The following is a 26,164-nucleotide window of genomic DNA, read 5'->3' as shown; positions in this document are numbered from 1 at the left end:
GCGGATCTTGGTGGGGTGATCAGGCCGCGGCGCAACAGGAGGCGCTGGAGACGCGCGCGAGGTCGACGTGGCGTCGCCGCGTGAGGTCCAGTCGCATCTTCATGCCGTCGATGGTGGCAGCCGCCGCGGAGAGGCGTCAAGGAAAACCCGACCGGTCTCGCATCGCGGACCATTGAATTTCACGAACGTGTGACAGGGAAACCCTTGAACACCCGCTGAATGGCGACGCATTCTGCGGGGGTGCGGACCGAACAGCTGGAATACATAGCGGCCGTGACCCGGCTCGGCTCACTGCGCCGGGCGGCCGACGAACTGCGTCTGTCGCAGCCCGCGTTGAGCGAGACCGTGCGGAACCTGGAGCGGGAGCTGGGCGTCGACCTGCTGGAGCGCAAGCGCACCGGGGCGACCATGAGCGCCGCCGGGCAGGAGCTGCTGCCGCGCATCGTCGAGGTGCTGGAGGCGGTGGACCGGCTGCGGGTGGCGGCGGGCGAGCAGCACCGCATCAGCCGTATGGTGCGGGTCGGCACGGTCAACGCGGCGACCGTGCCGCTGCTCATCCCGGTGCTGCGGGACTTCCGGGCCACGCATCCGGTCACCCAGGTCGAGGTGGTGGGCGTGCAGCAGACGGAGATCCACCGGGGGCTCGCCGAGGGCGGTTTCGACCTGGGGCTGGTGAACCACCTCGACGGTGACGACGTGCCCGCCGGCTTCGAGTCCACCGAGCTGCTGCGCGGACGTCCGGTCGTGTGCGTACGGCCGGACAGCCCGCTCGCCGGCCGGGCCGAGGTGTCGGTCGACGACCTGCTGACCGTGCCGCTGATCGCCATGCGCACGGGCTATGTGATGCACCGCTATGTGCACCGGCTGCTGGCGGACCGCACCCCCGTCTTCTCGTACTCGACCGACGGGGCCGAGATGGGGAAGCTGATGGTCGCGGAGGGGCTCGGGGCGACGGTGCTGCCGGACTTCAGTGTGGTCGGGGACCCGCTGGAACGCGCCGGGACGATCGTGTGCCGGCCCCTGGCCGGGGACACCACCAGGGTGGTGCTGACGCTCCGGCGCCGGCGGGCCGAGGCGGTGCCGCAGGCGGCGCGGGATCTGTTGGAGACGTTCGTACGCCGGGCGGGCGAACTGGGCGGAGCGGTTCGGCAGCGCCCGTGACCGTGACGGCTCGCCGCGCGACCCTCAGGTGTCACCCGGTGCCTTCAGGCGGCTGCGCAGGGCCGTGGTGATCTGTTCCGCCGCGGCGAGTCGGTCCGGGCCGAGAGGGGACACGAAGAGTTCTCGTACGGCGCGCAGGTGGGGCAGGGTCGCGTCCCGGAAGGCCTCCGCACCCTCCGGCGTGAGCACCACCTCGGCACCCCGGCTGTCGGTGACGCACTCCTCGCGCCGGACCAGCCCTCGCCGCTCCATGCGCCCGATCTGGTGCGAGAGCCGGCTGCGCTCCCAGCCGACGCGGGCCGCCAGGTCGGAAGAGCGCAGCCGCCGCCCGTCCGCCTCTCGCAGTGCGAGGAGCACGGCGTAGTCGCCCGGCGACAGGGACGTCTCGCGCTGCAGGCGTGAGGAGAGCTCGGAGCGGAGCGCTTCCGTCGTCTCGATGAAGTCCCGCCAGATGCGCAGCTCATCAGCGGTGGGGTAGTCCTTCCGTCGCGCTGCCATCGTGCCGCCGCTCCTCTCTAGTTGACACGTCAATCATATCGGGATGATGATTGACGCGTCAACCAATCGTGCGGCCGTGTCACACACAGCCGGAGGACGCGGCAGGAGGGCTCCATGACCGCCCAGGGGTTCGAACTGGGGCTCAACTCGTTCGGGGAGATCGCGACCGATGCCGACGGCACGCTGAGCGACGCCGAGACCGTGCGTCTGATCGTCGAGGAGGCCGTGCTCGCCGAATCCGTGGGGCTCGACGTGTTCAGCATCGGTGAGCACTACCGCCGAGGCCACACCGACAGTGCCACCCCCGTCCTGCTCGCCGCGATCGCCACCGCGACGCAGCGCATCCGGCTCGGCACCGCGGTGACGGTGCTGAGCACGAACGACCCGGTGCGGCTGTACACCGAGTTCGCCACCCTGGACGCCGTCTCCGACGGGCGCGCCCAGCTCGTGCTCGGCCGGGCATCGGCCACCGACTCGTTCCCCCTGTTCGGCTACGACCTCGCCGACTACGAGGAGCTGTTCGAGGAGAAGCTCGACCTTTTCATGCGTCTCCAGCGCGAGGAGACGGTGACCTGGTCGGGGCGGTTCCGGCCGCCGCTCGTAGGGCAGCGGCTGCATCCCCGGATGCCGCCCGGTGGCATCCCCACCTGGATCGGCGTGGGTGGCAGCCCCGACTCCGTGCTTCGCGCGGCCCGCTACGGTCTGCCGGTGATGCTGGCCGTCATCGGCGGGCGCCCGCAGCGCTTCGCCGGCCACGTCGAGCTCTACCACCGCGCACTCGACCGGTTCGGGCACGCCAGGCGACCGGTCGCCCAGCATTCCCTGGGACTCGTCGCGGACACCGACGAGGAGGCGGTCGAGACCTGGTGGACGTACTGGCAGCCGGCCGTGGCCCAACTCGCGGCGGAGCGTGGCTTCTACCAGCCGACCCGTGAGCGCTACCTGCGGGAGGTCGACACGGGCGCGCTCTTCGTCGGCTCGCCCGAGACCGTCGCCCGCAAGATCGCCACGATGGCCCGCGACCTGCGCCTGAGCCGTTTCGACCTCAAGTACGACGTCATGAACCTGCCCCGCGAGGCCCGGGCCCGCACCATCGAGCTGCTGGGCCGTGAAGTCGCCCCGCGGGTGAAGCAACTGCTCACGAAGGAGCCCATCCATGTCTGATCTCGTCTTCGGACTCGACACCTTCGGCGATGTGCCCCAGGACGACTCGGGACAACCGGTGTCCGACGCGCGCGCCATCCGGCAGGTCGTCGACGAGGCCGTCCTCGCGGAGGAGAGCGGCGTCGACGTCATCGCCCTCGGTGAACACCACCGCCCGGAGTTCGCGATCTCGACCCCGGAGACCGTCCTCGCCGGCATCGCCACGCGCACCCACCGCATCCGGCTGGCCTCCGGCGTGACCGTGCTGAGCTCCGACGACCCGGTCCGCGTCTTCCAGCGCTTCGCCACCGTGGACGCCCTCTCGAACGGCCGGGCCGAGGTCATTCTCGGGCGCGGCTCCTTCACCGAGTCGTTCCCCCTCTTCGGATACGACCTGAGCGATTACGACGTGCTGTTCGAAGAAAAGATCGAGATCTTCGCCAAGCTGCTGGAGGAGAAGCCGGTCACCTGGAGCGGCACCAAGCGGGCACCGCTCGAAGACGCCGACGTCTTCCCGAAGACCGAGTCCGGTCATCTGAGCACCTGGGTCGGCGTCGGGGGTACACCCCAGTCGGTCATCCGCACCGCGCGCTACGGTTTCCCGCTCATGATCGCCATCATCGGCGGCACCCCAGAACGCTTCGCGCCCTATATCGACCTCTACGAGCGCGCCGCCGACCAGTTCGGCACGACCGCCCATCCGGTGGGGATGCACTCGCCGGGCTTCATCGCCGACACGGACGAGGAGGCCCGGGAGCTGCACTGGCCGTACTACCGGGTCATCCGTGACCGCATCGGCGCGCTGCGGGGCTGGCCGCCGGTCCGCAAGGCGGAGTACGAGGCCGAGATCGAACACGGCTCCCTCTACATCGGATCTCCCGAGACGGTCGCCCGCAAGATGGCCCGCGCCGTCAAGGCGCTCGGCGTCGGCCGGTTCGACCTCATCTACACCAGCGGGACACAGCCGATCAGCGCCCGCCTGCGCGCCGTCGAGCTGTACGGCACCAAGGTGATCCCGATGGTGCGCGACCTCCTCGCAGGCTGACGCCGAGAACGGACAGGAAACGGAGAAGAAATGGACACCACCACCGCGGCCGCCGTGCGCACGGTCGGCATCCTGGGCGCGGGGAAGGTCGGGACCGTCCTGGCACGGCTCGCCCTGGCGGCCGGTTACCGCGTGCTCATCGCCGGGTCGGGCGACCCCGCCGGGATCGCCCTCACCGTCGAGGTCCTCACCCCCGGCGCTGTCCCGGTCACCGCCGCACGGGCCATGGCGGAGGCGGACGTGGTCGTCCTGGCGCTCCCGCTCGGCAAGTACCGCAGCGTGCCCGCCGAGGCGCTCCGGGGCAAGCTCGTCATCGACGCGATGAACTACTGGTGGGAGGTCGACGGCAACCGCGAGGACCTCACCGACCCGCTCACCTCGTCGAGCGAGACCGTGCAGGCGTACCTGCCCGGTGCGCGCGTGATCAAGGCGTTCAACCACATGGGCTACCACGACCTCGAGGACGGGGCGCAGCCCGCGGGGACGCCGGGGCGCAAGGCGCTCGCGATCGCCGGCGACGATCCGGACGGCCTCGCCATGGTCGCCCACCTCGTCGATGCTCTCGGCTTCGACCCCGTCCTGGCGGGCCCGCTCGCCGAAGGGGTACGGCTCGAACCGGGTACCGAGCCCTTCGGCGCCGACGTCGGCGCCGACGAACTGCGCGCGATGCTCGACCGCTTCCCGGCATCCGACCGCGGACGCACCGTGATCAGCGCACGGACCGCTGCCGGGACGTCGACCGAACACGCCGCCTGAACTGGCCCGATCCGGCCGGCCGCGGGCCTGGTGAAGGGCCCCGACGGCCGTCACTCACCGTGATTGGCTGTGCGGTCAGGGAGATCCGGGCGGTCTGATCCAGCCCAGCGACCGTTCGACGGCCCGCTGCCAGTTGTCGTACTCCGACTCCCGGTGGCCGGGGTCCATTCCGGGCAGCCAGCGAGCGGCAGGGTGCCAGTTACGGCGCAGGACCTCGAGGTCCGGCCAGTAGCCGGCGGCGAGCCCGGCGGCGTAGCCGGCGCCCAGGGAGACCGTCTCGGAGACCATGGGCCGTACGACGGGCACGTCGAGTACGTCGGCGACGAACTGCATGAGCAGGTTGTCCGCCGTCATGCCGCCGTCCACCTTCAGCTCCTTCAACGCGACCGAGGAGTCGGCGTTCATGGCGTCGACGACCTCACGCGTCTGCCACCCCGTGGCCTCCAGGACGGCCCGGGCCAGGTGCCCGCTGGTGATGTAGGAGGTGAGGCCGACGATGACGCCGCGTGCGTCGCTGCGCCAGCGGGGTGCGAACAGGCCGGAGAAGGCGGGGACGATGTAGCAGCCGCCGTTGTCCTCGACGGTCCGCGCGAGCGTTTCGATCTCCGGCGCGCTGTTGATCAGTCCCAGCCGGTCGCGGAACCACTGGACCAGTGCGCCGGTGACGGCTATCGACCCTTCCAGGGCATAGACGGGTTTCCGGTCCCCGATCTTGTAGGCGACCGTCGTCAGCAGTCCGTGCCGGGACCGTATGACCTCGGTACCGGTGTTGAGCAGCAGAAAGCTGCCCGTTCCGTACGTGCACTTGGCCTCTCCCGGGGAGAAGCAGGTCTGGCCGAAGAGCGCCGCCTGCTGATCTCCGAGTGCGGCTGTGATGGGAACGCCGGGGAGCAGCGCGTGGGCCTCGTCGTAGGTCTCCGCGTTGGACCGGATCTCAGGAAGCATCGGACGGGGGACACCGAAGAACGCCAGCAGTTCCGGGTCCCAGGTGAGGGTACGGATGTTCATCAGCATGGTGCGACTGGCGTTGGTCGCGTCGGTGATGTGCAGACCGCCGTCGACACCGCCGGTGAGGTTCCAGATCAGCCAGCTCTCCATCGTGCCGAACAGCACCTCACCGTCCTTCGCGCGCTGTTCCAGGCCCTTGACGTGGTCGAACAACCAGCGGATCCGCAGCGCCGAGAAGTAGGTGGAGGGCGGCAGACCGCACCGGTCGAGGAAGAACTCCTCTCCGGGCCGGTTTCTGAGCTCCTCGACGAGCGGCGCCGTGCGCGTGTCCTGCCAGACGATCGCCCGGCCGAGCGGGGCTCCCGTACGCCGGTCCCAGAGCACCGTCGTCTCCCGCTGGTTGGCCACGCCGATGGCGGCGACCTGTCCCGCGTCGACGGCCGTTCCGGCTCCGGCCATGGCCTCGGACACCACACGTCGCACGTTGTGCCAGATCTCCACGGCGTCGTGCTCGACCCAGCCGGGCCTGGGGAAGTGCTGCTGGTGCTCTCTCTGCGCGACGGACACCAGGCGCCCGCCCCGGTCGAACAAGATGCATCGCGTGGAATTGGTGCCCTGATCGATGGACATCACATACCGTTCCACCATGATCGGGTCCGCCTTCCGATGGATCGCGGAGGTAGCCGGGGGCCTTACCAGCGGGCGGCGCCCAGGTCTCTGGAGATCGCCCGTGCCGCCTCACGGATCAGCGTGATCAGGCCGGTCCGGGGGTGGCCCTGGCTGTCACAGACCCGCTCGACCGGGCCGGACAGCCCGATGGCGCCGACGACCAGACCGCCATGCCCGCGGATCGGCACGGCGAGCCCGGCCTCACCCATGCTCATCTCCTGTATCTCGGCGGCCCAGCCCAGTTCCCGGACCTCGGCGAGTGCCCGGCTGAGTTGCTCCTGGGTGACCAGGGTGTGCCGCGTGTAGGCCTCCAGCCCAGAATCCAGGGCGGACTCGAAGGGCGCGGTCCCATACGCCAACAGCACCTTGCCCAGCGAGGAGGCGTGCAACGGCAGGAGCGAGCCCACGTCCAGAGTCTGGAGCGTGTCGTCGGGCCGGAACACATGGTGGACGACCAGGACCATGCCTTCCAGGGGAGTGCCCAGGCGTACCGCTTCCCCACTGCGGGCGGCCAGGGCGTCGGCCCAGTTGATGGATCGGGACCGCAACTCGTTCACGTCGAGATAACTCGTGCCGAGGTGCAGCAAGGCAGCTCCGAGCTGGTACTTTCCGGTCGTCGCGTCCTGCTCCACGAAATCCACGTGCTGGAGTGTGCGCAGAATGCCGTGCGCGGTTCCCTTGGCCAGCCCGAGGGAGGCCGCCACCTCTCCGAGCCCGAGTCGGCGGGGCCCACCTGCGAGCAGGCGCAGAATCGCAGCCGCCCGTTCGATCGACTGGACCGGACCGGCCATGAGGCGAGCTTATTACCGTCGTGGAGGGTCTGCCGTACGTGCTGGTGGCCGCCGCGGCCCCGGAGCGGGCGGCGGCGTTCGGTAATGCCGACCGCCATTCATTGACCGACCCGGCGTGGCTCCTTAGCGTGCTAGGAGGCCCGGCAAAGCGCCGAGGCGTCTGACGCGGGGCCCGTGGCGCTCACCTCTGGAGACACAAGATGGCGGTAAAGCTCAACACCCTGGTACGGGGGGCATCCGAACAGGTCCTGCCGTTGCCGCCCGTCGCCGCTGCCGTCCCGGACGTACGTCGACGGGCGGGCGCTGTCCTGGCCGCCTGGAAGGTGTCACCGGAGATCGTCGAGGACGCACTGCTGGTGGTGTCGGAACTCCTCACCAACGCGATCGTCCATGCCCTGCCCCCGGCTGTGCTGCGGCTTTCGTGGGTCCGCGACGCCGGGATCGGCACCCTGCGCATCGAGGTCACCGATGCGGGGCCCGCACGTACGGCGGGACAACCGCCCGCGGGGATCGACCCGGACGAGCACGGCCGGGGCGAGGGAATCGTCCACGCGCTGGCCACTCGCTACGGCATTGACATCCGTCCGGGCAGGATCTCCCGGTGGGCCGATCTCGTCGCGGTGTGAAACGGCTCGGTGCTGCACCGAGCGCCGGCGGTTCGCCACGGGGAGGGTTCCACAGTCCAGCCGGCCGGTCCCGGTCGCTCAACGGGTGCCGACGCCGGCTCCCGTACCGTCAGCGGTCCTGACCCGACGAGAACGCGGCGCCGCTCCGCTCGGCCGATCGCCCTCCACCGTCCGGGCCCCGGCGGCGGACCCGGCAGCTCGACACCACGGCAACGGACCCGCGTCCGACCTGGTCTCCCGGTTCCGGGACGGCCGCTCCCGGTACCGCCGATTCGGACGTGACCGGTTCGTCCAGGGCCTCCATACGGAGCAGCAGCAGCGCCGCGTCATCGTGCAGCCGACCACCCACATGTGCCAGCAGTTCGTCATGGACCGCGGAGAGGGTGTGTTCCGGCTCGTCGGACACGTGGTGGGCCACTCTTTGGGCCAGCGGGTAGAACTCGCGGGCACGGTCGCGGGCCTCGGTGACCCCGTCGGTGTAGAGCAGCAGCTGATCTCCGTCGGAGAAGGGCAGAATCTCAAGGCAGGGGGGCTCGTCGACGAGGGCGCGCAGGCCGAGGGGCGGGGCCGGACGGGTGGCCTCGACCGCGACGACGCTTCCTGACGCGGGTATCAGCAGGGGAGGCGCATGTCCGCAGTTGACGACTTCCAGTTGCCCCGGCCTCGGGTGTCCGACGACCACGGCGGTGACGAAGTCGTCGGGCCCGAGGTTGCGCGCCAGACTCCGCTCGATCCTGCCGACGACAGCGAGCAGATCGGGCTCGTCATAGGCTGCCTCGCGAAAGACACCGAGGACGAGAGCGGCGATCTCCACCGCCGTCAGCCCCTTGCCACGTACGTCGCCGACGATCAGCCGTACCCCGTGCGGGGTGGGCACGAGGGCGTAGAGATCACCGCCGATTCGGGCTTCCGCCGCCGCGGCGCTGTAGCGGACCGCGACTCGGAACGGGCCCACGGTCTCCGGGATGGGTTTGAGAACCGCGTGCTGGGCGGCCTCGGCGACCGAGCGGACGGCGGCGAGTACCCGTTCCCGACGTCCGCGCAGTGCGCTGGCCAGGGCACTCGCCAGAGTGACGGCCAGCAGGGCCGAAAGCACCGCCGCCAGCTCGTGCCCCGGACCTCCCTCCCTGGTACCCAGGGTCGCGCCCAGCACCCCGGCGAGGAGTCCCACGCACAGGACACCCCGGGGACCGTTGGTGCTGGCGGCCAGAGCCGGCCCGGCCGCCAGCAACGGCAGCCAGAACATCCCTGATCCGCCGAAGGCGTCCACGAACACGATGCCGGAGACGACCAGGACCGGCACAACGGGAATACCGGCGGTCAAGGGGGCGGCGGCACGTTTGGGAACCGGCGCCCCCGGGCCCGCCAGTCGTTCGCTGAGCGGCCGCAATGGCCAGGGGCCGCCACCATGGTCTCGCGCCTGCCTCATGTCGCTGTCCGCAATCCTCACCTGTGGGGGACGTACTCCTGACTTGTCCGTTTCATCCAGGAAAGGGGTTCGGTCAGTAAGCCACAAGGAGTGGATTTTCAGATAGTGAGCGAGAGGCCTCTGGTCACACGGTCGGCGATCGGGAGCAGTCGGGCCCCGATCTCCGTGAGTCGGGAGAGCCGATCCGCCGGGAGCGAGACACCGAGCGAGCCGAGGACGTCACCACGGTAGATGGGTACGGCGACGCACACCGTGCCGAGGGCGTACTCCTCGACATCCGTGACGACCGGAGCCATGGGGGAAGTGTCGAGCCTGCGGAGCAGTTCCGGGAGGCTGGTGATGGTCCGTGGCGTCAGATCGGCGAGATCGTGCCGGGAGAGGTAGTCACGGCGGGCGTCGTAGTCCAGTTCGCGCAGTACGGACTTGCCCAGCGCGGTGGCGTGTCCCGCGTCCTCGAATCCCACCCAGAGGTCGACCCGGGGCGCGCGGGGGCCATCGACGATCTCGGCGACACTGATCTCGCCCTCCTCGTAGAACGTGAGGTAGGTGGCGGCGGCCAGCTCGTCGCGCAGCGCGGCGAGTGTCGGCCGGACACGGCTGAGCAGCGCCTGCGCGCGACCCGCGGTGTGCAGCGTCTGCAGCTTGTCACCCAGGATGAAGCCGCCGTCGCCCAGCTTCCGCAGGTATCCGTCGTGGACCAGCGTCCGCAGCAGGTGATAGGCGGTCGCCAGAGGCAGCTCCGTCTCACGTGCCAGTTGTTTCGCCGGCGCGCCGTTCTCGTGGGCGCTCACCGCCTCCAGCAGGCGGAAGGCACGCTGCACCGACATGATGAGCGTGGGGCTCTCGTGAACGCTCATGCCACCAGCGTGCGCCGGTCGCCCGCCGCGAGCAAGGCGCAGCTCTCGCGAACAGCGTCTGGCACCGTTTGCCGCCGGCCGTTCCCGACCATGCGCAGCACCCAGGGCGGCGAGGCCGGAGCAGGTGCTTGCCCTTTCCGCCCGCTCCCCCGGACGCCGGAACCCTTCCGGCCGCCCCCGAAAGAGGTCACATCACGGCGTCGGTCCGGAGCGGGCCCGCGGTGACGCGGAGCGCCCGGACGCGGACCGGCTCCTCCCGGTCGAGGTAGAAGATGTGCATGAACGGGGCACGCACCACCCGGTCCGGCTCGCTCTTCTTGGCCATGGTCGCCTCGCCGCGAAGCAGGCGAACGCCGTCGGCGGCCCAGAACTCCAGGACCTCGTGGGTGATGTTCAGCGGCGCGTCGATCTTGACGAAGAACGCCTTGATGGCCTCGACACCGTGAATGTGTGCGGTGCCGAAGTGCATGTCGGTGTCCTCGGTCAGCGGCGCGAAGCCCTCATCGAAGTCCAGGGTGTCGATGGCCTCCATGAACTTCAGGACCCAGTCGGGTACGGCAGTCGCGTGTGCGGTGTCTGTCATGGTGCTGGTCTCCTGATCAGGCGGCGGTGGACAGGGTGGCGAGGTGGGCCGTGTGCCGCAACACGCGGATCCGTTTTCAGGAATCGCCCTCACCGTTCACGGATGCTGTCCGGGCGAGGGTGTCCGCCACCGTCGTACACGCGAGCCGGGCCACGGAGCGCAGCTCGGCGTCCGAGGTGCCGGCACGGCTCAGTACGGCCAGCGACTGGTTGACAGCGACGACGAACGTGGCCAGCTCGCCGATCGTCCGGCTGTCGGCAGAGGAATCCGCCAGTGCCGCGCGTACCCGTTGACGCTGCATGTCGAGCAGGCAACGCACCTGGGCACTGTTCTCCTCCTTCAGCGTCAGCGACTGCGCGGCGGACTGGGCGATGAGGCACCCCACGGGGACCGACGGGTCGGCGATCCGGCCCAGGACGACGTCGAAGAACGCCTCGACCGCCCGCACCGGATCACCGGGATGCGCCGCGAGCGCCTGCTCGTACTGCGCACCGTAGATCGACGAGTAGCGGTCGAGGCACTTGCCGAAGAGCGCTTCCTTGTTGCCGAAGGCGCCGTAGAGGGAGCCACGTCCGAGGCCGGTGGCCGAACCGAGGGCATCGAGTGAGGCGTCCGCGTACCCGCGCTGCCAGAACACCCGCATGGCCTGGTCCAGCGCCGCACTGATATCGAACTGCTTTCGGCCGGACACAGCGTGCACCTCCTCCTTCACGTGCCTGTCACGGCTGTGCTGGGAGCCTACTCGCATCTTGGATCGATCGGTCGAGTTATCCTTGACCGATCGATCCAAGATGGTTGGCGTAAAGGTCCTGGTTCTCCCACTCGAAAGCACTCGAAAGGCCGCACGATGATCGACGACATCGCGTCGCACGTCCGCCCTGCAATCACCGCCCGAGTCTCCGACAACCCTGTCCGCGACCTGCCGATGCACGACCTGGCCGGCTTCGCCCACCGCTGGGTCGAGGCGGGCGGTATCCGGCTTCACGCGGTTGAGGGCGGTCAGCCGAACGGCCCAGCCGTCGTGCTGCTCGCCGGATTCCCGCAAACCTGGTGGGCATGGCGAAAGGTGATGCCCCACCTGGCCGACCGATTCCACGTCATCGCGATCGACCTGCCGGGCCAGGGCCATTCCGAACGCCCGGACGGCAGCTACGACACGCACACGGTCGCCGCGTACGTCCACACCGCGGTGCGTGCACTCGGAGTTTCGGCATACTGGTTGGTCGCCCACGACATCGGCGCATGGGTCGCCTTCTCCCTCGCCTTGAAGTACGAGAGCCGGCTGCGTGGCGTCGCACTGCTCGACGCCGGAATCCCGGGCATCACACTCCCCGACGCCATCCCGACCGACCCCGAGGTGGCGTGGAAGACCTGGCACTTCGCATTCCATCTGGTGCCCGACCTGCCCGAGACACTGCTCTCAGGCCGCGAACGCGAGTACGTCGGCTGGTTCCTGAAGGCCAAAACCCTCTCCCCCGACACCTTCGACGCCGCCGAGATCGAGCAGTACGCCGCGGCCGTCGCCGCTGACGGCGGACTCCGCGCTTCCCTGGCCTACTACCGGGACGCCGCCGAATCGGCGCGGAAGAACCACGAGGCCCTTGAACAAAAGCACCTGACGGTGCCGGTTCTCGGGATTTCCAGCAGCCACGGCTCCATCCCTGACATGGCAGCTTCCCTCAGCATGTGGGCCGACAACATCACCGGGATTGTCGTGCCGGACGCCGGACACTTCATCCCGGACGAACAACCCGACGCCGTCGCCGCCGCTCTGGCCGCCTTCATCACTCAAGGCGAGTGACACCGACCAAACTCGCCTGCCACGCAGGCGTCGCGCTGCTGTTTCGCGGGCCTCCGAGTTTCCGGCACAGACGAGCGAGAGTTCCTCGCGGACACCTCACCGGACGGCGACGAGGACAGCCCCGCCCGTTCTCCCAGGCCCGGCACGCACGCCCGCCTCGCGATCCGCTGTCATCCCGACCGACCGCATAGGCGAGTGGGCCGGGGGTAATCGCATCGCGAACAGCGGGTTCACGTGAATGGAGACTCCTGGTGCTGATGGCTCACCCCGCGGTATTGAAGGACCTGGTCGAGCAGTACGAGACCCTGCGCGCACTGCACGCCGAGAACGGCAGCCTCACCGCACGGCGGCGGATGGACGACGTCGCCTACACGCTGTGTGTCTCCACCGGCACGCGGGATGTCGATGTCGCCCTCGTCGCTGCCCGGCACCAACTGCCCGGCGCCCGCCCCCAGGACGACTCCCTACTCACCGCGGGCTGACCTCGTACCTCCGCGGCCTTCGGTCACTCCATGTCGGCGAAGACGCTGGAGTCCAGGTGTCCGAGGACGTCGGCGGGATCCCGGTACACCGCCTGAGCTCCGGCGGTCTCCAGGTCCGAGCGCGGGATCCCGCCGGACAGCACCGCCACGGGCGTCACTCCGTCCCGTACGGCGGCCTCCATGTCCCAGACGGTGTCTCCCACGAAGACGGCCCGTTCGCCCGGCACCCCGGCCAACTCTCTGGCCTGGCGCACAGGGTCGGGGGCGGGTTTGCCGTCGGCGACGTCGTCCGCGCTGGCCGCCCCGAGGATGACGTCGTCCGCGTCGATGGCACGCCGTAGTGCGGACAGTTCCGCACCGCTCGCCGACGTCGCCAGGACGATTCCCCACCCCCGCCCGGCCAGCGCGCGCAGCAGATCGCCCGCCGCGTCCAACGCCGGCAGCCGCTCGAAGTACGTGGCGTAGAGAGCGTGGTGGGCCGCGGCGAGCTGCTCGCCCTCATCGGGATCGCGGTCGTCACCGAGCAGGCGGTCCAGCAGGTCGCCGCCGCTGAGACCCACGGCCCGGTGGATGTCACGCATGGGGACGTGGTGGCCCGCCTGCCGGAACGCCTCCCACCAGGTGACGACATGCAGGTGGTTGGTGTCGACGAGCGTTCCGTCCACGTCGAAGATCGCGGCGCGTCTCGTGGTCATCACGGGTTTCCTCGCCCTCTCACAGTTCGCGGAGGGCGGGCAGCAGCTTGTGCTCGGCCCACTCCAGGTACGGCTCCTGGTGCTCGCCACCGATCTGGACAAGGGCCACCTCGGTGAACCCCGCGTCGACGTAGGGGCGTACGGCCTCGACGACCGCCTGCACGCCGTCACCGCAGGGAATGGACTCGGCCACGTCCTCAGGCCGTACGAACTGGGTGGCACCCGCGAACGCGGCGGGTCCCGGCAGCTCGGAGTTGACCGGCCAGCCGCTGCCGAACCAGCGGAACTGGTCGTGGGCGCGGGCGATCGCCGCGTCGCGGTCGGTGTCGTAGCAGATCGGCAACTGGCCGATCCTGGGCTTGCCCGTGCCGCCGTACCGGTCGAACGCGGAGATCAGTTCCGGCCTGGGTTCGGTGGCGATCACCAAGTCGGCCAGACGTCCTGCCAGTTCGCAGGAGCTGTCGCCGGAGACGGCGACACCGATCGGCAGGGGCGTGTCGGGCAGATCCCACAGTCTGGCGTTCTCGACGTCGAAGTGGGCACCGTGGTGGTTGACGTTCTCCCCCGCCAGGAGCGAGCGGATGATCCCCACGGCCTCTTCCAGCATCTCGAGCCGGACGTGCGCGGCGGGCCAACCGCCGCCCACCACGTGCTCGTTGAGGTTCTCCCCGGAGCCGAGTCCCAGGCGGAACCGCCCCTGGGAGAGAAGTTGCATCGTGGCGGCCTTCTGCGCGACGACGGCCGGGTGATAGCGGGTCGTCGGGCACGTCACGTACGTCATCAGCGGAATGCGTTCGGTGGCCTGCGCGGCGGCACCCAGCACGCTCCACGCGTAGGAGGCGTGGCCCTGGGACTCCAGCCAGGGGAAGTAGTGGTCGGAGGTGACCGAGAAGTCGAAACCGGCGCGCTCCGCGCCGACGACATGCTCCACCAACTCCCGCGGACCGGCCTGCTCGGTCATCATCGTGTACCCGATCTGCACCATCGCGCTCGTCTCCTCGTGGGTCGGGGTTGTGCGAGAAGGGTCCTTGGTCCCGTCACCGCTTGGTCGTGAGCCGCAGGTCGACCTCCTGCTCCTGGTCTCCCGACGCCGTGCCCCGCTCGTCCACGGCGAACGCGACGCCGAGGGCTGCGCGGAGCTGATCCACGGCGACGTAGCCGCCCTGCACCGTGGCGGAGACCGAGCCCTCCAGAGGGATCGGATCGGTGGGGATCCACTCCTGCGTCGGCTCGAACTCCGCGGTCCACACAGCGGAGCGGCCGCCCGGCTGCTCCTGGGGCACGTCGTCGGAGGAACGGTCGGTCGGGAACGCGTTCCGCAGGACGCCGAAGACGGCGGCGGCGTCCGCCCTGGACGCTCCGGTGAGAGACACGGTGGCCATCAGGATCACTCTCCTTCAATACGACGGGACGGGGATGATCAGACCCACCCGCTCACGGTGTCGGCGCCCGGCCCGGCCAGCCGCGTCCATGTGGACAAGGCGGCACGGTCACGCGCCGGCCGGGAGGATCCGGGCCTGCTGCCGGGAGCCGGGCCAGGCACTGGGCCAGACGCGCGCGCCCAAACCGAGTCATCTCCGGCGGCCCGTCTCCTGGTGACGGTCGGGGGCGCCCCTTTCAGCGTCACCCGCCTCGGCTCCCACGGCGCGCGGAGCGTCGGGCGGTTCGTCGGTGAGGACTGGTGTCAGGCGCGGGTACCCCGATGGCCGACGATGATGCCGGCCTCGACGTCCCGGACCTGGGGTGTCGACGACGATGTACGCGGCTCCGACGTCCTCCGGCTTCACCTCCGCCGTACGCGTCGAACTCCTGCACAGGGGCAGCGACGTACGCATCACCGTGGCCGGCCGGCCCACTCGCTGGTCCGGGGGAAGGCGCCCGATGTGCGGGAGCAGAGGTTCAGCGCGCCGAAGTCTTGCGGCCGAAGGGTGGTCGGCCTGTCGCGACCGGCGCTTCAGGAGAGCGGCAGGCCTTCGTCGTCCGGCTGGCCCTCGGCGGACGGCGGAGTGGCGGCATGGGGTTCTACCCGGGCGATCAGAGCCAACAGGGAGGCTACGGTGAGCCCGGCTTCAGCCGGGTGCCGAAGTACCGTTCCCGGTTCGATCCGGTAGATGTTGCCGCGCCCCTCACGGGTGTGGGAGAGGAAGCCGCTCTGCTCCAGATCAGAGATGATCTTCTGGACGGCTCGCTCCGTGAGCCTGCAGTGTGCGGCGATATCACGGACGCGGACGTTCTGATCATCCGCGATAGCGGCCAGTACACGGGCGTGGTTGGTGATGAACGTCCACCCCGTGTGCGGTTCCGGTGCTTCACCCATGGGTACATCATACGACCGGCGTTTCGCGCTAAAAAACACGCGAATTTTGTTTCCTGTTTTTCTTGACGTGTATCGACGCTCGGGGCGAGTCTGGATCTGGAGAGCGCAGGAAGGGCGCGGGGAGCGGGACCATGCGGGAAGCAGAACAGTCCGGCGCCGGACAGACGCCCGACCGAGCCGGTGCACGCGAGCTGCCGGGTCTCATGATCCGCAGCCGCGACGAGGGCGACCGGACCGTCGTCACGGTGAGCGGTGACCTCGACCTCACGTCGGACCAGCAGCTCCAGTGCGCCTTGCGTTCGGCGCTCCTCCGCTCGCTGCGCGGAATCGAGCTGGACCTCGGCGGTGTGGGGTTCTGCGACTGCTCCGGGCTCAACGCTCTTCTGAACATACGGCGGCAGGCGCTCAAGGACTCCAAGGACGTCACGATCCGCCGCCTCAGCCCGGCCGTGGAACGGATGCTGGAGATCATGGGCGCCCTGCCGCTGTTCGCCCTCGACACCGTGCCGGACGGGCAGGAACACCGCGACGGCGCCGCGAACGCCCCGTCCCCTGTCGACGGTCGAGGAATCGACATACGCGCCGAGGTCGTACAGCTGCGGCGGGCGCTGCAGACTCGGGAGACCATCGATCTGGCCCGCGGCATCCTGATGGCGGCGTTCGTCCTCACCCCCGAGGAGGCGTGGAGCGTTCTGGTGACCACTTCCCAGAACACCAACACCAAGCTCCACCTGACCGCCAGGCTGCTGGTGGACTCCATCAGGGGCGGCCCGCTGCCCGCGGCTACGCAGGAGCAGTTGTCCGCCGCGGTCACTCAGGTCGCCGCCGCGCGCGGGACAGCCGAGAACCCCCCATGAGCGGCCGGGCCGCCCGGCTGCGGTCCCCTGCGCGACGGACGCGGCACAGGCCCGGTCGGTCGAGAACCCGTCCCCCGGTACCCCTGCTCAGCCGGGCGGCACGCCATGCACAACCCGGTGGGCACCGGGGTACTCGTCAGCGGTCCCCAGTCACACACGCGGTTCAGGAGAGACGATGGCGGGCTTCGGATACTTCCTGTCGTGCGAGGAGCACACCCCGGCGGAACTCGTCGACCAGGCTCGCATGGCCGAGCAGGCCGGTTTCGAGTCGCTGTGGATATCGGACCACTACCATCCCTGGCACGACGGCCAGGGGCAGAGCCCGTTCGTGTGGTCGGTGATCGGCGCGCTGTCCCAGGCGGTCTCGCTGCCCGTGGAGACGGCGGTGACCTGCCCGCTGGTGCGCACCCACCCCGCCGTGATCGCCCAGGCGGCGGCGACCGGCGCGGTGCAGCTGGGCGGGCGCTTCCGCCTGGGCGTGGGCACGGGTGAGGCGCTCAACGAGCACATCCTCGGCACCGTCTGGCCCGAGGCGACGGTACGCCTGGAGATGCTGGAGGAGGCGCTCCAGATCATCCGGCGGCTGTTCACCGGCGAGCAGATCAGCCACCGGGGCCGGCACTACACGGTGGAGAACGCCCGCCTGTACACACTGCCCGACGAGCCGGTGCCCATCGACGTCTCGGCCTTCGGCCCGCAGGCCGCCGAGGTCGCCGCGCGCATCGGCGACGGGCTGATCACGATGATGCCCGACGCCTGCGTGGTCGAGCGGTTCCGGCGCGGTGGCGGCGGCACCAAGCCGGTGTACGGCGGGCTCAAGGTGTGCTGGGGCACCGACGAGCGGGAGGCGGTTCGCACCGCGCACCGGCTGTGGGCCAACGAGCAGCTGCCCGGCGAACTCCCGCAGGTCCTGCCCACCCCGGCCCACTTCGCGCAGGCGTCCCGGCTGGTCACCGAGGAGCAGGTGGCCGAGGCCGTGACCTGCGGCGACGATCCGGATGCCCATGTCGAGGCGCTGTCGGCGTTCGTCGACGCGGGATTCGACACCGTGTACGTCAACCAGATCGGCAAGGAACAGCAGGGCTTCTTCGACTTCTACCGCACCAAGGTCCTGCCGAGGCTGCGGGACTGACCGCACGAGGTGGTGGACGCCGTGTCCGGACCGGGAGAGACCGACGGCAGCGCGCTCGTCGTGATCGACATGATCAACACCTACGAGCACGAGGACGCCGAGCTGCTGCTGCCCGCGGCCGAGCGGGTCGTGCCGGTCCTGGCGGAGCTGATCGGCCGGGCCCGGGCCGCGGACGTGCCGGTGATCTACGCGAACGACAACTTCGGCCTCTGGCGCTCCCACCACGGCGAACTGGTCGAATCGGCGCTGTCCCGCCCGCACGCCGGCCTGGTCGAGCCGATCCGGCCCGACGACGCCTCCCTCTTCGTGGTGAAGGCCCGGCACTCGGTCTTCTACGACACACCCATGTCGTATCTGCTGTGGCAACTGGGCGTCGGAACAGTGGTGCTGAGCGGTCAGGTCACCGAGCAGTGCGTGCTGTACTCCGCCTTGGACGCGCACATCCGCCACCTGGACGTCACCGTGCCGAGGGACGCCGTCGCCTCCATCCACCCGCATCTGGAGGCCGCCGCGCTGGAAATGATGGAGCGCAACATGGCTGCCCGGATTGTCCTGGCGGAGGAAGTCGACTTCCGGGGTACCCGGTGGCCCGTACCGGAGGAGACCGCGCACCAGCCCGGAGGTCGGCCATGAGCACACGCGTCCCCGGGGACCCCCTCGACGGCCTGGTCACGGCCCTGCGCGCCGGGACCGACGCCGAGGTCCGGTTCGATCCCGGCAGCCGCGGCGTCTACTCCACGGACGGTTCCAACTACCGGCAGGTCCCGCTCGGCGTGGTCGTCCACCGCACGGTCGAGGCCGGTGCCCGCGCGGTCACGGCCGCCCTGGCAGCCGTACGACAGCTGCGCCGCGCATGACGCGTACCCCAGTCCAGGAAAGGTCTTCCACCATGTCGACGAAGGTCTCCGACTACATCCTCCAGCGGCTGCGCGAGTGGGACGTGGAGCATGTCTTCGCCTACCCGGGCGACGGCATCAACGGTCTGCTCGCGGCCTGGGGACGAGCGGACAACAACCCCCGTTTCATCCAGTCCCGGCATGAGGAGATGTCCGCGTTCGAGGCCGTCGGCTACGCCAAGTTCTCCGGCCGGGTCGGGGTCTGCGTGGCCACCTCCGGGCCGGGTGCCATCCACCTCCTCAACGGTCTGTACGACGCAAAACTGGACCATGTGCCGGTGGTGGCGATCGTCGGTCAGACCAACCGCAGTGCCATGGGCGGCTCGTACCAGCAGGAGGTCGATCTGCTGACCCTGTACAAGGACGTCGCCTCGGACTTCTGCGAGATGGTCACCGTCCCGGAGCAGCTCCCGAACGTCCTCGACCGGGCGATGCGCACCGCCATGGCACGCCGCTCGGTGACCGCCGTGATCATCCCGGCGGACGTCCAGGATCTGGACTACTCGCCACCCGGGCACGCCTTCAAGATGGTGCCCTCCAGCCTCGGTATGCCGCACTACGCCCCGGTACCGGACGACGATGATCTGCAGCGGGCCGCCGAGGTGCTCAACTCCGGCGGCAAGGCGGCCATCCTGATCGGTCAGGGCGCGCGCGGCGCCCGGGCGGAGGTGCAGGAGGTCGCCGACCGGCTCGGCGCCGGGGTCGCCAAGGCGCTGCTGGGCAAGGACGCCCTCGACGACGACCTGCCCTACGTCACCGGGGCGATCGGGCTGCTCGGCACCCGGCCGTCGTACGAGCTGATGCGGGAGTGCGAAACCCTGCTGGTGATCGGCTCGTCCTTCCCCTACACGCAGTTCCTGCCGGAGTTCGGCAAGGCGCGGGCCGTGCAGATCGACATCGACCCGCACATGGTCGGACTGCGCTACCCCTTCGAGGTCAACCTGGTCGGCGACGCCGCCCGGACGCTGCGCCGGCTGCTGCCGCTGCTGGAGCAGATGGAGGACACCTCCTGGCGGACGAAGATCGAGAACAACGTCAAGGACTGGTGGGAGGTGATGCAGCGGCGGGCCGATGTCGACGCCGATCCGATCAACCCGGAGTACGTCGTGCACGCCCTGAACGGGCTGCTGCCGGACGACGTCATCCTCTCCGCCGACTCGGGCTCCGCCGCCAACTGGTACGCCCGCCATCTGAAGCTGCGCGGGACGATGCGGGGCTCGCTGTCGGGGACGCTGGCCACCATGGGTCCGGGCGTGCCGTACGCCATCGGCGCCAAGTTCGCGCACGGCGACCGGCCGGCGATCGCCCTGGTCGGCGACGGGGCGATGCAGATGAACGGCATGGCCGAGCTCATCACCATCGCCAAGTACTGGCAGGACTGGGAGGATCCGCGGCTGATCGTCGCCGTCTTCAACAACCGGGACCTCAACCAGGTGACCTGGGAGATGCGCGCGATGGAGGGCGCCCCGCAGTTCCTGCCCTCGCAGTCGATCCCGGACGTCCGGTACGCCGACTTCGCCCGCTCGCTCGGTCTGACCGGCCTGCGGATCGACGAGCCCGGCGGGGTGGCCGGCGCCTGGGAGGCCGCGCTCGCCGCCGACCGGCCGTGTGTGCTCGACTTCGTGACCGACCCCGCCGTACCGCCGATCCCGCCGCACGCCACCCTCGACCAGATCGAGGCCGCGGCCTCGGCCGTCCTCAAGGGCGACAGCGACCGGGCGGGGATGGTCCGGCAGGGCTTCAAAGCCAAGATGCAGGAGTTCCTGCCGCACCGGCACGAAGCGGGGCGAGGGTGAGCGACCTGCCGATCATCGAGCGGGTGGCCAGCGCCGTCTACACCGTCCCGACGGACGCGCCGGAGGCGGACTCCACTCTGACCTGGGACAGCACCACGCTCGTCCCGGCCACCGTCCGCTGCGGCGGACCCGTACCGCACGCGGGCGCCCTGTCCGTGGCCGGTTCCGGGGTGCCCGGTCTGGGCCCGAGCCTCGACGCCGAGCGGGCCCGCCCCTTCCGCATCATTTGACCGACCCGAAGGGAAGGACCATGCCGCAAGTCGTCGTCATCACCGGAGCCAGCGCCGGCATCGGCCGTGCCACAGCCCTGCTCTACGCCGAGCGCGGCGCGAGCATCGTCCTGATCGCGCGGGGCAGGGCCGGACTCGAAGCGGCGGCGCAGGAGGTCGCGGAACGCGGCGGTCACCCGCTGATCCAGCAGGCCGACACCGCGGATCCCGGCCAGGTGGAGGCGGCCGCCGACGCCGCCGAACGGCTCCTCGGGCCCATCGACGTCTGGATCAACTGCGCCTTCACCAGCGTGTTCGCGCCCTTCACCGAGATCGGCCCGGAGGAGTACGAGCGGGTCACCACCGTCGCCTACCTCGGGTTCGTCAACGGCACCAGGACTGCGCTCGCCCGGATGCTGCCGCGCGACCGGGGCACCATCGTGCAGGTCGGCTCCGCGCTCGGCGAGCGGGCCATCCCGCTCCAGTCCGCGTACTGCGGTGCCAAGCACGCGATCAACGGCTTCACCTCCGCCGTACGCGTCGAACTCCTGCACAGGGGCAGCGACGTACGCATCACCGTGGCCCAGATGCCCGCCGTGAACACCCCGCAGTTCTCGTGGGTCCGCTCCCGGCTCCCCCGGCATCCGCAGCCGGTGCCACCGATCTACCAGCCCGAGGTCGCCGCACGAGGCGTGCTGCACGCCGCCGATCACCCCCGGCGCAAGCAGTACTACATCGGCGCCAGCACGGCCGCCACCATCTGGGCCAACCGCTTGGTACCGGCCGTCCTCGACCGCTACCTGGCCCGCACCGGCTTCTCCTCCCAGCAGACCGACGCCCCGCGCCCGGCGGGCCCGGACAACCTCTTCACCCCGGCCGACGACTCACCGGCCACCGATCACGGCGCACACGGCTCCTTCGACGACCGTGCCCACGCCCACTCCTGGCAGGCCGCACTGGCCCGCCACCCGGCCGTCACGGTCGCCACGGCGACGGCGGTGGGAGCGGCCGCGATCGGGATCCGGCACCGCGCGGGACGCCGGCGGTGAACCCGTGGCGGCCCTGGCGGACGAGAGAAACCCCTGACCGCCGACAGCGTCGGCACGAACCCCGACGCGACAATGACCCGGGCCGCGATGAGGCTCGTAAGGGCGTCCGGTCGGCCGCCTTGCACGTGCGGGCGTCACGCTGGCGCACGCGGACCGCTTGGAGCGGCCGCGCCGGCAGGAATCACGCGCGCCATGTCGACGACAGGACCGTCCTCCTGGCGAAGTGGGGCGCCGGACACCAGGACAGGCTCGGGCCATGGCCTGTGGCGCACGCTGCCGGGGCTGAACCAGGTTTCACGCCGGGCCCGTTGGACACTCGGGACAAGAAGAAGAACGGGGGCGAAAAAGGATGAATCGGCCCCCAACAGGCCGGACTTGGAAGGAAGATGATCCGCCGTGACTGCGGAAGCCAGCAACCCGACCGCTGTTCGCCGTCCCGAAACAGGCTGGGCGAAGGCGCGCCGCCTGCGCGGGCAGGGTATACGCACCTGTCGGCGCGCGACGCTCGACAACAACGCGGGACGGTCGCGACAGCGGGACGACTGGAACGTCGTCGTAAGGGGCGAGGACTGAGCCTCCCCAGGCGGACGCCTGGGGAGGGCGCTCTCACCCCGTCCTGCGCACCGTCACGAGCCGGTTGGTTCCTCTCCCGGAATGACGAAAGCATCCGACCCCGGCCCCTACCGTGACCTGCCTAGCGACTCGCCTCACCGCCGCCGCTGGTCGGCGCGCAGCTCGAAGTCGCCGTAGCTGTTGTCGACCGGGTTGACCGTGACCCCGGGGGCGACGATCTCGTCGATGGCGTCGAGCACGTCGGCCGTCAGCGTGACATCGGCGGCGGGCAGGAACGCCTCCAGCTGTTCCATGGTGCGGGGCCCGATGATCGCCGAGGTGACGCCGGGGTGATTGATGACGAAGGCGACGGCGAGCTCGATGAGCGTGAGGCCGGCCTTCTCCGCCAGGACGGCGAGTTGTTCGGCGGCGTCCAGCTTGCGCTGGTTGGCGGGGGTGCTCATGTCGAAGCGGGCCTGGGGACGGGCCGTGGAGGCGGGCCCCTCGGTGGCGTGCTTGCGGTAGCGGCCGGAGAGCCAGCCTCCGGAGAGCGGGCTGTAGGTGAGGGTGCCCATGCCATGGCGGCGCACAGTGGGAAGCACGTCCTCCTCGATGCCGCGGACCAGGATCGAGTACGGCGGCTGCTCGGTCACGAACCGCTCCAGGTTCCGCTCGCGCGAGACCCACTGGGCCTCGACGATCTGGGAGCCGGAGTAGGACGAGGATCCGATGTAACGGATCTTGCCCTGGTGGACGAGGTCGGAGAGGGCGCCGAGGGTCTCCGAGACGTCGGTGTCGGGGCTGGGGCGGTGGACCTGGTAGAGGTCGATGTGGTCGGTGCCGAGCCGCCGCAGGGAGTTCTCGACCTCGCGGATGATCCAACGCCGCGAGCCGCCCCGTTGGTTGGGGTCGTCCTGATCCATCGGCATGAAGAACTTGGTCGCCAGGAACACGTCCTCGCGGCGGTCTTTCAGGGCCTTGCCGACGATCTCCTCCGAGACGCCGGCGGAGTACACGTCCGCGGTGTCGACGAAGTTGAGTCCCGCGTCGAGGGCGCGGTGGATGATCCGGATCGAGTCGGTCTCGTCCTCGTTGCCCCAGGGGCCGAACATCATCGCGCCCAGGCAGAGCGGGCTGACCTGGACGCCGGTGCGGCCGAGCGGTCGGTACTGCATGGAACTGTTCTCCTCGATCGTGTGGTGGTCAGTCGTGCACGGTGGGGACGACGGTGCCGGAACTCGCCCAACTGGCGAGCAGGCCCAGGGCCTCCCGCTCCCGGGAGTCCGGTTCGGGGGTGTAGAAGTTCAGGCGCAGGCCGGGATCGGCCGGCAGGTCCATCGCCTCGTAGGGCAACGCGAGATCACCGACCAGCGGGTGGTGCAGGTTCTTGACGCCGGAGCGGTGGAACTTCACGTCATGGCGGGCCCACCGGCGGGCGAAGTGGTCGCTCTTGGTCGTCAGCTCTCCGACCAGATCGGTGAGCGCCTTGTCATGGGGTGCCCGGCCCGTCTCGGTGCGCAGGAAGGCGACCGCGTCATTGGCGGCTTTTTCCCAGTCCATCCAGAACTCCTGGCCGGCGGGGTCGAGGAACATGAAGCGGGCGGTGTTGACCGGACCTCGCCGGGCGAACAGCGGCGAGTCGAAGACCGGTGCGTACAGCGCCCGTCCCAGCGTGTTGGCGGCCAGGATGTCGAAGCGCGCGTTGCGCACGTACGCCGGCACGTCGGTCATCGAGTCGAGCAGCCGCAGGATCGTGGGCCGCACGCGGGACGCGGTCACGGTGGGCCGCCGGCCCGACGGTGTCGCCGCGCGGGCGAGGTCGTAGAGGTGGGTGCGTTCGGCCTCGTCCAGCTGCAGTGCCTGCGCGAGGGCGTCGAGCACCGAGTCCGAAGCGCCGGTGAGATTCCCGCGCTCGAGCCGGATGTAGTAGTCCACGCTCATGCCCGCGAGCAGGGCGACCTCCTCGCGGCGCAGGCCGGCGACGCGACGGTTCCCGCCGTAGACCGGCAGCCCGGCCTGCTCCGGGGTGATCCGAGCCCGCCGGGTGCCCAGGAACTCGCGGACCTCGGCGGCCAGGGTCTTCCTGTCGGTGTCAGCCATGCTCAGGACCCGGAGCTACTGCGGTGGCAGCGAGGGCGGACATGCGGGGGCTCCTCCTGATCGTCGTGTCCTGATCGTCGTGCTTCCTGTGTCGGTCCCCTCACGGTAGATCCGTCGGCAGGTGCCTGCGAGGTACTGCCATTACCTGGAAGAGCAGTGACTCCCACCTGCGGGCCGAGGCGCGGTTCGCTGGAAAGGACCGAGGTCCCGGCCCACCACGACCGGGCCCGAACCAGAGACCGATCTGCCTGAAGGAGCACCGTGGGCACAGCGCCTCCGTCCGCGACCGGCGGCGTCCGCACCGGGCGCACAGTCGGCCCGGGCCCTCGGGGAGCCGGCGAAACGCCAGGTGACCGGAGCATCTCCGCGCCGCGCCCGGCGGCGCAGCCGCACCGGCCCCCGGTCCACGCGACACTGATCCTGGCGATCATCTGCGTCAGCTATTTCATGGTCGTTGAGGGTGCCGGCGGTGCGTTTACTGCCGGAGACCGACCTGCGGCGGGGCCGCTTCGACGTTCCCGGCGTGCTCCTGGCGACGCCGGGTTCGACCGCTCTGGTCCTCGGCAGCGTCGACGCGTCCGATCTCGGCTGGACCGCCCCGGCCACCCTGGTCCCGCTGGTGGCGGGTGCGGTGATGCCGGGCCTGTTCGTCCGGGTGGAGCGGCGGGCCGCACAGCCGACGATCAGCGACTACGGGTACGACGAGACCCTGCACGGTTTCGACAAGAGCGCCGCCAAGCTGGGCGTCGACCGGATCGACCTGCTCATCCTGCACCAGGCCCTCCCGTCGGACTTCGACAGGACCATCGCCGCCTACCGCGCCCTGGAGAAGCTCCTGGCCGACGGCAGGGTCCGGGCCATCGGCGTCAGCAACTTCGTGGTCGACCACCTGACCGCGCTCCTCGACGCCACCACCGTCGTCCCCGCGGTCAACCAGCTGGAGATCCACCCATACTTCCAGCAGCGCGCCGTCCTCGACTTCGACGACGAGCACGGCATCCTCAACCAGGCGTGGTCCCCCATCGGCGGCATCACCTTCTACCCGGGGTACGGCGAGAACCGCAGGAGTGTCCTGGAGGACTCCGTCGTCACCGGCATCGCCGAGGCGCACGGCAAGAGTCCCGCCCAGGTGCTGCTCCGCTGGGGCGTGCAGCACGGCCGCTCGGTGATCCCCAAGTCGACCAAGCGGCACCGCATCGCCGAGAACATCGACGTATTCGACTTCGAGCTGACCGTAGATGAGCTGAAGGCCCTGGACGCCCTGGAGACCGGCCGCCGCGGCGGCCCCGAGCCCGAGAACATCACCCTCGCCGCCTACGGCCGCGCCATCCCCGAAGCCTGACCTCACCTCTTACCCACGCACAGGAATCCCCGGATCCACCACTGTCAACGCGTTCGGCCCACGAAGCGGGCAAGCCGCTCACCGCCCTGACCATCGACCGCCGAGACGTCGGCCCGCACGATGTCAGGCTCGCCATCCTCTACTGCGATATCTGCCACTGCGACGTCACCTTCGCCGGCGGCGCGTTCGTATCCTTCGCTCACTACTCCCAGTCGTCGCGCTCCGGCAGTTGAACCCACCTGCCCGGCGCGCCGACCACCGCGCGGGCATCCGTCAGACGCAGGCCCGCGCAGGCGTAGGCGATCGGCTTGCGGGCGTAGAGGTAGGCGAGCGGTACTTCCTCCGAGGCGGCGTCCGTGCCGGGCTCGCGGCCGGGGCGCAGGTCCCAGCCCTCCGAAACCATGTTGCGGGTGATGCTGCCCTCGTCACC

The 26,164-nt window shown here is 70.0% G+C and carries 29 protein-coding genes and 1 pseudogene; 15 read left to right on the top strand and 15 right to left on the bottom strand.

What is annotated here, in order from left to right; all coding sequences use genetic code 11:
* Positions 1–19: 19 nt before the first annotated feature.
* Positions 20–97, bottom strand: coding sequence for a putative leader peptide (locus ACZ5K7_RS20270; RefSeq protein WP_350786652.1), 78 nt, complete (start codon positions 95–97; stop codon positions 20–22).
* Positions 98–240: 143 nt separating this feature from the next.
* Between ACZ5K7_RS20270 and ACZ5K7_RS20265 the strand changes: the two genes are divergently transcribed.
* Complete coding sequence (locus tag ACZ5K7_RS20265) at positions 241–1,161, top strand: LysR family transcriptional regulator (protein ID WP_468915367.1); 921 nt, start codon at positions 241–243, stop codon at positions 1,159–1,161.
* Between the two features lie 24 nt (positions 1,162–1,185).
* On the opposite strand, the gene ACZ5K7_RS20260 is transcribed toward ACZ5K7_RS20265, so the two are convergent.
* The gene (locus ACZ5K7_RS20260) at positions 1,186–1,659 is read right to left on the bottom strand and encodes a MarR family winged helix-turn-helix transcriptional regulator (RefSeq protein WP_351702931.1); all 474 of its coding nucleotides are present in this window, start codon (positions 1,657–1,659) and stop codon (positions 1,186–1,188) included.
* 114 nt (positions 1,660–1,773) lie between these two features.
* On the opposite strand from ACZ5K7_RS20260, the gene ACZ5K7_RS20255 reads away from it, so the two are divergent.
* From ACZ5K7_RS20255 to ACZ5K7_RS20245, 3 genes are read left to right on the top strand one after another with little or no spacing between them, the layout of a single operon-like run.
* Entirely contained in the window at positions 1,774–2,823 is a 1,050-nt protein-coding gene (locus ACZ5K7_RS20255) for an LLM class flavin-dependent oxidoreductase (RefSeq protein ID WP_351702934.1), read from the top strand.
* Entirely contained in the window at positions 2,816–3,847 is a 1,032-nt protein-coding gene (locus ACZ5K7_RS20250; RefSeq protein ID WP_468915017.1) for an LLM class flavin-dependent oxidoreductase, read from the top strand. The genes ACZ5K7_RS20255 and ACZ5K7_RS20250 overlap by 8 nt, the downstream gene beginning before the upstream one ends.
* Positions 3,848–3,877: 30 nt before the next feature.
* Positions 3,878–4,603 carry an NADPH-dependent F420 reductase gene (locus tag ACZ5K7_RS20245; RefSeq protein ID WP_468915015.1) on the top strand — a complete coding sequence of 242 codons (726 nt, stop codon included), beginning with the start codon at positions 3,878–3,880 and terminating at the stop codon, positions 4,601–4,603.
* A gap of 75 nt (positions 4,604–4,678) precedes the next feature.
* Here the strand turns inward: ACZ5K7_RS20245 and glpK are convergent, their stop codons facing one another.
* Both glpK and ACZ5K7_RS20235 read right to left on the bottom strand, forming a co-directional pair.
* A complete protein-coding gene (glpK, locus tag ACZ5K7_RS20240) occupies positions 4,679–6,199 on the bottom strand; it encodes a glycerol kinase GlpK (protein WP_468915013.1) in 1,521 nt (506 codons plus the stop codon).
* Between the two features lie 44 nt (positions 6,200–6,243).
* Positions 6,244–7,011 carry an IclR family transcriptional regulator gene (locus ACZ5K7_RS20235; RefSeq protein WP_351702946.1) on the bottom strand — a complete coding sequence of 256 codons (768 nt, stop codon included), beginning with the start codon at positions 7,009–7,011 and terminating at the stop codon, positions 6,244–6,246.
* Positions 7,012–7,211: 200 nt separating this feature from the next.
* On the opposite strand from ACZ5K7_RS20235, the gene ACZ5K7_RS20230 reads away from it, so the two are divergent.
* Complete coding sequence (locus tag ACZ5K7_RS20230; RefSeq protein WP_468915011.1) at positions 7,212–7,637, top strand: ATP-binding protein; 426 nt, start codon at positions 7,212–7,214, stop codon at positions 7,635–7,637.
* A gap of 109 nt (positions 7,638–7,746) precedes the next feature.
* Here the strand turns inward: ACZ5K7_RS20230 and ACZ5K7_RS20225 are convergent, their stop codons facing one another.
* The 4 genes from ACZ5K7_RS20225 to ACZ5K7_RS20210 form a co-directional block, all read right to left on the bottom strand.
* The gene (locus tag ACZ5K7_RS20225; RefSeq protein WP_351702952.1) at positions 7,747–9,066 is read right to left on the bottom strand and encodes a PP2C family protein-serine/threonine phosphatase; all 1,320 of its coding nucleotides are present in this window, start codon (positions 9,064–9,066) and stop codon (positions 7,747–7,749) included.
* A gap of 98 nt (positions 9,067–9,164) precedes the next feature.
* Positions 9,165–9,923 (bottom strand): IclR family transcriptional regulator, encoded by a 759-nt coding sequence (locus tag ACZ5K7_RS20220; RefSeq protein WP_468915009.1) that lies wholly within the window; start codon positions 9,921–9,923, stop codon positions 9,165–9,167.
* A 187-nt stretch (positions 9,924–10,110) separates the two neighbouring features.
* Positions 10,111–10,506, bottom strand: a complete 396-nt coding sequence (locus tag ACZ5K7_RS20215; RefSeq protein ID WP_351702958.1) for a nuclear transport factor 2 family protein — start codon at positions 10,504–10,506, stop codon at positions 10,111–10,113.
* A gap of 76 nt (positions 10,507–10,582) precedes the next feature.
* A complete protein-coding gene (locus ACZ5K7_RS20210) occupies positions 10,583–11,197 on the bottom strand; it encodes a TetR/AcrR family transcriptional regulator (protein ID WP_468915008.1) in 615 nt (204 codons plus the stop codon).
* 156 nt (positions 11,198–11,353) lie between these two features.
* Here ACZ5K7_RS20210 and ACZ5K7_RS20205 point away from each other — a divergent pair, with 156 nt between their 5' ends.
* Together ACZ5K7_RS20205 and ACZ5K7_RS20200 are read left to right on the top strand one after the other, a co-directional pair.
* Entirely contained in the window at positions 11,354–12,307 is a 954-nt protein-coding gene (locus ACZ5K7_RS20205; protein WP_468915007.1) for an alpha/beta fold hydrolase, read from the top strand.
* Between the two features lie 251 nt (positions 12,308–12,558).
* On the top strand, positions 12,559–12,789 hold the full coding sequence (locus tag ACZ5K7_RS20200; protein WP_351702964.1) for a DUF5133 domain-containing protein: 231 nt from the start codon (positions 12,559–12,561) through the stop codon (positions 12,787–12,789).
* Between the two features lie 23 nt (positions 12,790–12,812).
* On the opposite strand, the gene ACZ5K7_RS20195 is transcribed toward ACZ5K7_RS20200, so the two are convergent.
* The 4 genes from ACZ5K7_RS20195 to ACZ5K7_RS20180 all read right to left on the bottom strand — a co-directional run bounded on the left by ACZ5K7_RS20195 (position 12,813) and on the right by ACZ5K7_RS20180 (position 15,801).
* On the bottom strand, positions 12,813–13,484 hold the full coding sequence (locus tag ACZ5K7_RS20195; RefSeq protein WP_468915006.1) for an HAD family hydrolase: 672 nt from the start codon (positions 13,482–13,484) through the stop codon (positions 12,813–12,815).
* Between the two features lie 19 nt (positions 13,485–13,503).
* Positions 13,504–14,469: an LLM class F420-dependent oxidoreductase gene (locus ACZ5K7_RS20190; protein WP_351702970.1), complete on the bottom strand. Its 966-nt coding sequence runs from the start codon at positions 14,467–14,469 to the stop codon at positions 13,504–13,506.
* Positions 14,470–14,521: 52 nt separating this feature from the next.
* Positions 14,522–14,866 carry a hypothetical protein gene (locus ACZ5K7_RS20185; RefSeq protein WP_351702973.1) on the bottom strand — a complete coding sequence of 115 codons (345 nt, stop codon included), beginning with the start codon at positions 14,864–14,866 and terminating at the stop codon, positions 14,522–14,524.
* 572 nt (positions 14,867–15,438) lie between these two features.
* Entirely contained in the window at positions 15,439–15,801 is a 363-nt protein-coding gene (locus ACZ5K7_RS20180; protein WP_468915003.1) for a helix-turn-helix transcriptional regulator, read from the bottom strand.
* Positions 15,802–15,932: 131 nt separating this feature from the next.
* On the opposite strand from ACZ5K7_RS20180, the gene ACZ5K7_RS20175 reads away from it, so the two are divergent.
* The 7 genes and pseudogenes from ACZ5K7_RS20175 to ACZ5K7_RS20145 all read left to right on the top strand — a co-directional run bounded on the left by ACZ5K7_RS20175 (position 15,933) and on the right by ACZ5K7_RS20145 (position 21,740).
* Positions 15,933–16,658, top strand: a complete 726-nt coding sequence (locus ACZ5K7_RS20175) for an anti-sigma factor antagonist (RefSeq protein ID WP_468915001.1) — start codon at positions 15,933–15,935, stop codon at positions 16,656–16,658.
* A gap of 175 nt (positions 16,659–16,833) precedes the next feature.
* Positions 16,834–17,790: an LLM class F420-dependent oxidoreductase gene (locus tag ACZ5K7_RS20170; RefSeq protein ID WP_351702982.1), complete on the top strand. Its 957-nt coding sequence runs from the start codon at positions 16,834–16,836 to the stop codon at positions 17,788–17,790.
* Between the two features lie 21 nt (positions 17,791–17,811).
* The gene (locus ACZ5K7_RS20165; RefSeq protein ID WP_468914998.1) at positions 17,812–18,423 is read left to right on the top strand and encodes a cysteine hydrolase family protein; all 612 of its coding nucleotides are present in this window, start codon (positions 17,812–17,814) and stop codon (positions 18,421–18,423) included.
* Positions 18,420–18,605: pseudogene (locus ACZ5K7_RS20160) on the top strand (hypothetical protein); the annotation flags it as partial. The gene ACZ5K7_RS20165 and the pseudogene ACZ5K7_RS20160, both read left to right, overlap by 4 nt.
* Before the next feature lie 74 nt (positions 18,606–18,679).
* Positions 18,680–20,482: a thiamine pyrophosphate-requiring protein gene (locus ACZ5K7_RS20155; protein WP_351702988.1), complete on the top strand. Its 1,803-nt coding sequence runs from the start codon at positions 18,680–18,682 to the stop codon at positions 20,480–20,482.
* Entirely contained in the window at positions 20,479–20,712 is a 234-nt protein-coding gene (locus tag ACZ5K7_RS20150) for a hypothetical protein (protein WP_468914996.1), read from the top strand. The genes ACZ5K7_RS20155 and ACZ5K7_RS20150 overlap by 4 nt, the downstream gene beginning before the upstream one ends.
* Before the next feature lie 20 nt (positions 20,713–20,732).
* Positions 20,733–21,740 carry an SDR family oxidoreductase gene (locus tag ACZ5K7_RS20145; protein WP_468914995.1) on the top strand — a complete coding sequence of 336 codons (1,008 nt, stop codon included), beginning with the start codon at positions 20,733–20,735 and terminating at the stop codon, positions 21,738–21,740.
* Positions 21,741–22,447: 707 nt separating this feature from the next.
* Here ACZ5K7_RS20145 and ACZ5K7_RS20140 read toward each other — a convergent pair.
* The gene (locus ACZ5K7_RS20140) at positions 22,448–23,467 is read right to left on the bottom strand and encodes an aldo/keto reductase (protein WP_468914993.1); all 1,020 of its coding nucleotides are present in this window, start codon (positions 23,465–23,467) and stop codon (positions 22,448–22,450) included.
* Between the two features lie 28 nt (positions 23,468–23,495).
* On the bottom strand, positions 23,496–24,392 hold the full coding sequence (locus tag ACZ5K7_RS20135) for a helix-turn-helix transcriptional regulator (RefSeq protein ID WP_351703000.1): 897 nt from the start codon (positions 24,390–24,392) through the stop codon (positions 23,496–23,498).
* Between the two features lie 469 nt (positions 24,393–24,861).
* Here ACZ5K7_RS20135 and ACZ5K7_RS20130 point away from each other — a divergent pair, with 469 nt between their 5' ends.
* Complete coding sequence (locus tag ACZ5K7_RS20130; RefSeq protein ID WP_468914991.1) at positions 24,862–25,734, top strand: aldo/keto reductase; 873 nt, start codon at positions 24,862–24,864, stop codon at positions 25,732–25,734.
* A gap of 202 nt (positions 25,735–25,936) precedes the next feature.
* Here the strand turns inward: ACZ5K7_RS20130 and ACZ5K7_RS20125 are convergent, their stop codons facing one another.
* The gene (locus tag ACZ5K7_RS20125) at positions 25,937–26,137 is read right to left on the bottom strand and encodes a hypothetical protein (protein ID WP_468914990.1); all 201 of its coding nucleotides are present in this window, start codon (positions 26,135–26,137) and stop codon (positions 25,937–25,939) included.
* Positions 26,138–26,164 lie beyond the last annotated feature (27 nt).

This window comes from Streptomyces sp. NPDC031497, assembly GCF_055580905.1.
Note: the sequence above shows the minus strand (reverse complement) of the source record. Positions and strands in the feature narration are given on the sequence as shown.

Bases quoted from the DNA above. Each gene is read 5' to 3' on its own strand.
- ACZ5K7_RS20270 (WP_350786652.1), bottom strand. From the start codon at position 97: ATGCGACTGGACCTCACGCGGCGACGCCACGTCGACCTCGCGCGCGTC.
- ACZ5K7_RS20260 (WP_351702931.1), bottom strand. From the start codon at position 1,659: ATGGCAGCGCGACGGAAGGACTACCCCACCGCTGATGAGCTGCGCATC.
- ACZ5K7_RS20255 (WP_351702934.1), top strand. From the start codon at position 1,774: ATGACCGCCCAGGGGTTCGAACTGGGGCTCAACTCGTTCGGGGAGATC.
- ACZ5K7_RS20250 (WP_468915017.1), top strand. From the start codon at position 2,816: ATGTCTGATCTCGTCTTCGGACTCGACACCTTCGGCGATGTGCCCCAG.
- ACZ5K7_RS20245 (WP_468915015.1), top strand. From the start codon at position 3,878: ATGGACACCACCACCGCGGCCGCCGTGCGCACGGTCGGCATCCTGGGC.
- glpK (WP_468915013.1), bottom strand. From the start codon at position 6,199: ATGGTGGAACGGTATGTGATGTCCATCGATCAGGGCACCAATTCCACG.
- ACZ5K7_RS20235 (WP_351702946.1), bottom strand. From the start codon at position 7,011: ATGGCCGGTCCGGTCCAGTCGATCGAACGGGCGGCTGCGATTCTGCGC.
- ACZ5K7_RS20230 (WP_468915011.1), top strand. From the start codon at position 7,212: ATGGCGGTAAAGCTCAACACCCTGGTACGGGGGGCATCCGAACAGGTC.
- ACZ5K7_RS20225 (WP_351702952.1), bottom strand. From the start codon at position 9,066: ATGAGGCAGGCGCGAGACCATGGTGGCGGCCCCTGGCCATTGCGGCCG.
- ACZ5K7_RS20220 (WP_468915009.1), bottom strand. From the start codon at position 9,923: ATGAGCGTTCACGAGAGCCCCACGCTCATCATGTCGGTGCAGCGTGCC.
- ACZ5K7_RS20215 (WP_351702958.1), bottom strand. From the start codon at position 10,506: ATGACAGACACCGCACACGCGACTGCCGTACCCGACTGGGTCCTGAAG.
- ACZ5K7_RS20205 (WP_468915007.1), top strand. From the start codon at position 11,354: ATGATCGACGACATCGCGTCGCACGTCCGCCCTGCAATCACCGCCCGA.
- ACZ5K7_RS20195 (WP_468915006.1), bottom strand. From the start codon at position 13,484: ATGACCACGAGACGCGCCGCGATCTTCGACGTGGACGGAACGCTCGTC.
- ACZ5K7_RS20190 (WP_351702970.1), bottom strand. From the start codon at position 14,469: ATGGTGCAGATCGGGTACACGATGATGACCGAGCAGGCCGGTCCGCGG.
- ACZ5K7_RS20185 (WP_351702973.1), bottom strand. From the start codon at position 14,866: ATGGCCACCGTGTCTCTCACCGGAGCGTCCAGGGCGGACGCCGCCGCC.
- ACZ5K7_RS20180 (WP_468915003.1), bottom strand. From the start codon at position 15,801: ATGGGTGAAGCACCGGAACCGCACACGGGGTGGACGTTCATCACCAAC.
- ACZ5K7_RS20175 (WP_468915001.1), top strand. From the start codon at position 15,933: ATGCGGGAAGCAGAACAGTCCGGCGCCGGACAGACGCCCGACCGAGCC.
- ACZ5K7_RS20170 (WP_351702982.1), top strand. From the start codon at position 16,834: ATGGCGGGCTTCGGATACTTCCTGTCGTGCGAGGAGCACACCCCGGCG.
- ACZ5K7_RS20155 (WP_351702988.1), top strand. From the start codon at position 18,680: ATGTCGACGAAGGTCTCCGACTACATCCTCCAGCGGCTGCGCGAGTGG.
- ACZ5K7_RS20145 (WP_468914995.1), top strand. From the start codon at position 20,733: ATGCCGCAAGTCGTCGTCATCACCGGAGCCAGCGCCGGCATCGGCCGT.
- ACZ5K7_RS20140 (WP_468914993.1), bottom strand. From the start codon at position 23,467: ATGCAGTACCGACCGCTCGGCCGCACCGGCGTCCAGGTCAGCCCGCTC.
- ACZ5K7_RS20135 (WP_351703000.1), bottom strand. From the start codon at position 24,392: ATGGCTGACACCGACAGGAAGACCCTGGCCGCCGAGGTCCGCGAGTTC.
- ACZ5K7_RS20125 (WP_468914990.1), bottom strand. From the start codon at position 26,137: ATGGTTTCGGAGGGCTGGGACCTGCGCCCCGGCCGCGAGCCCGGCACG.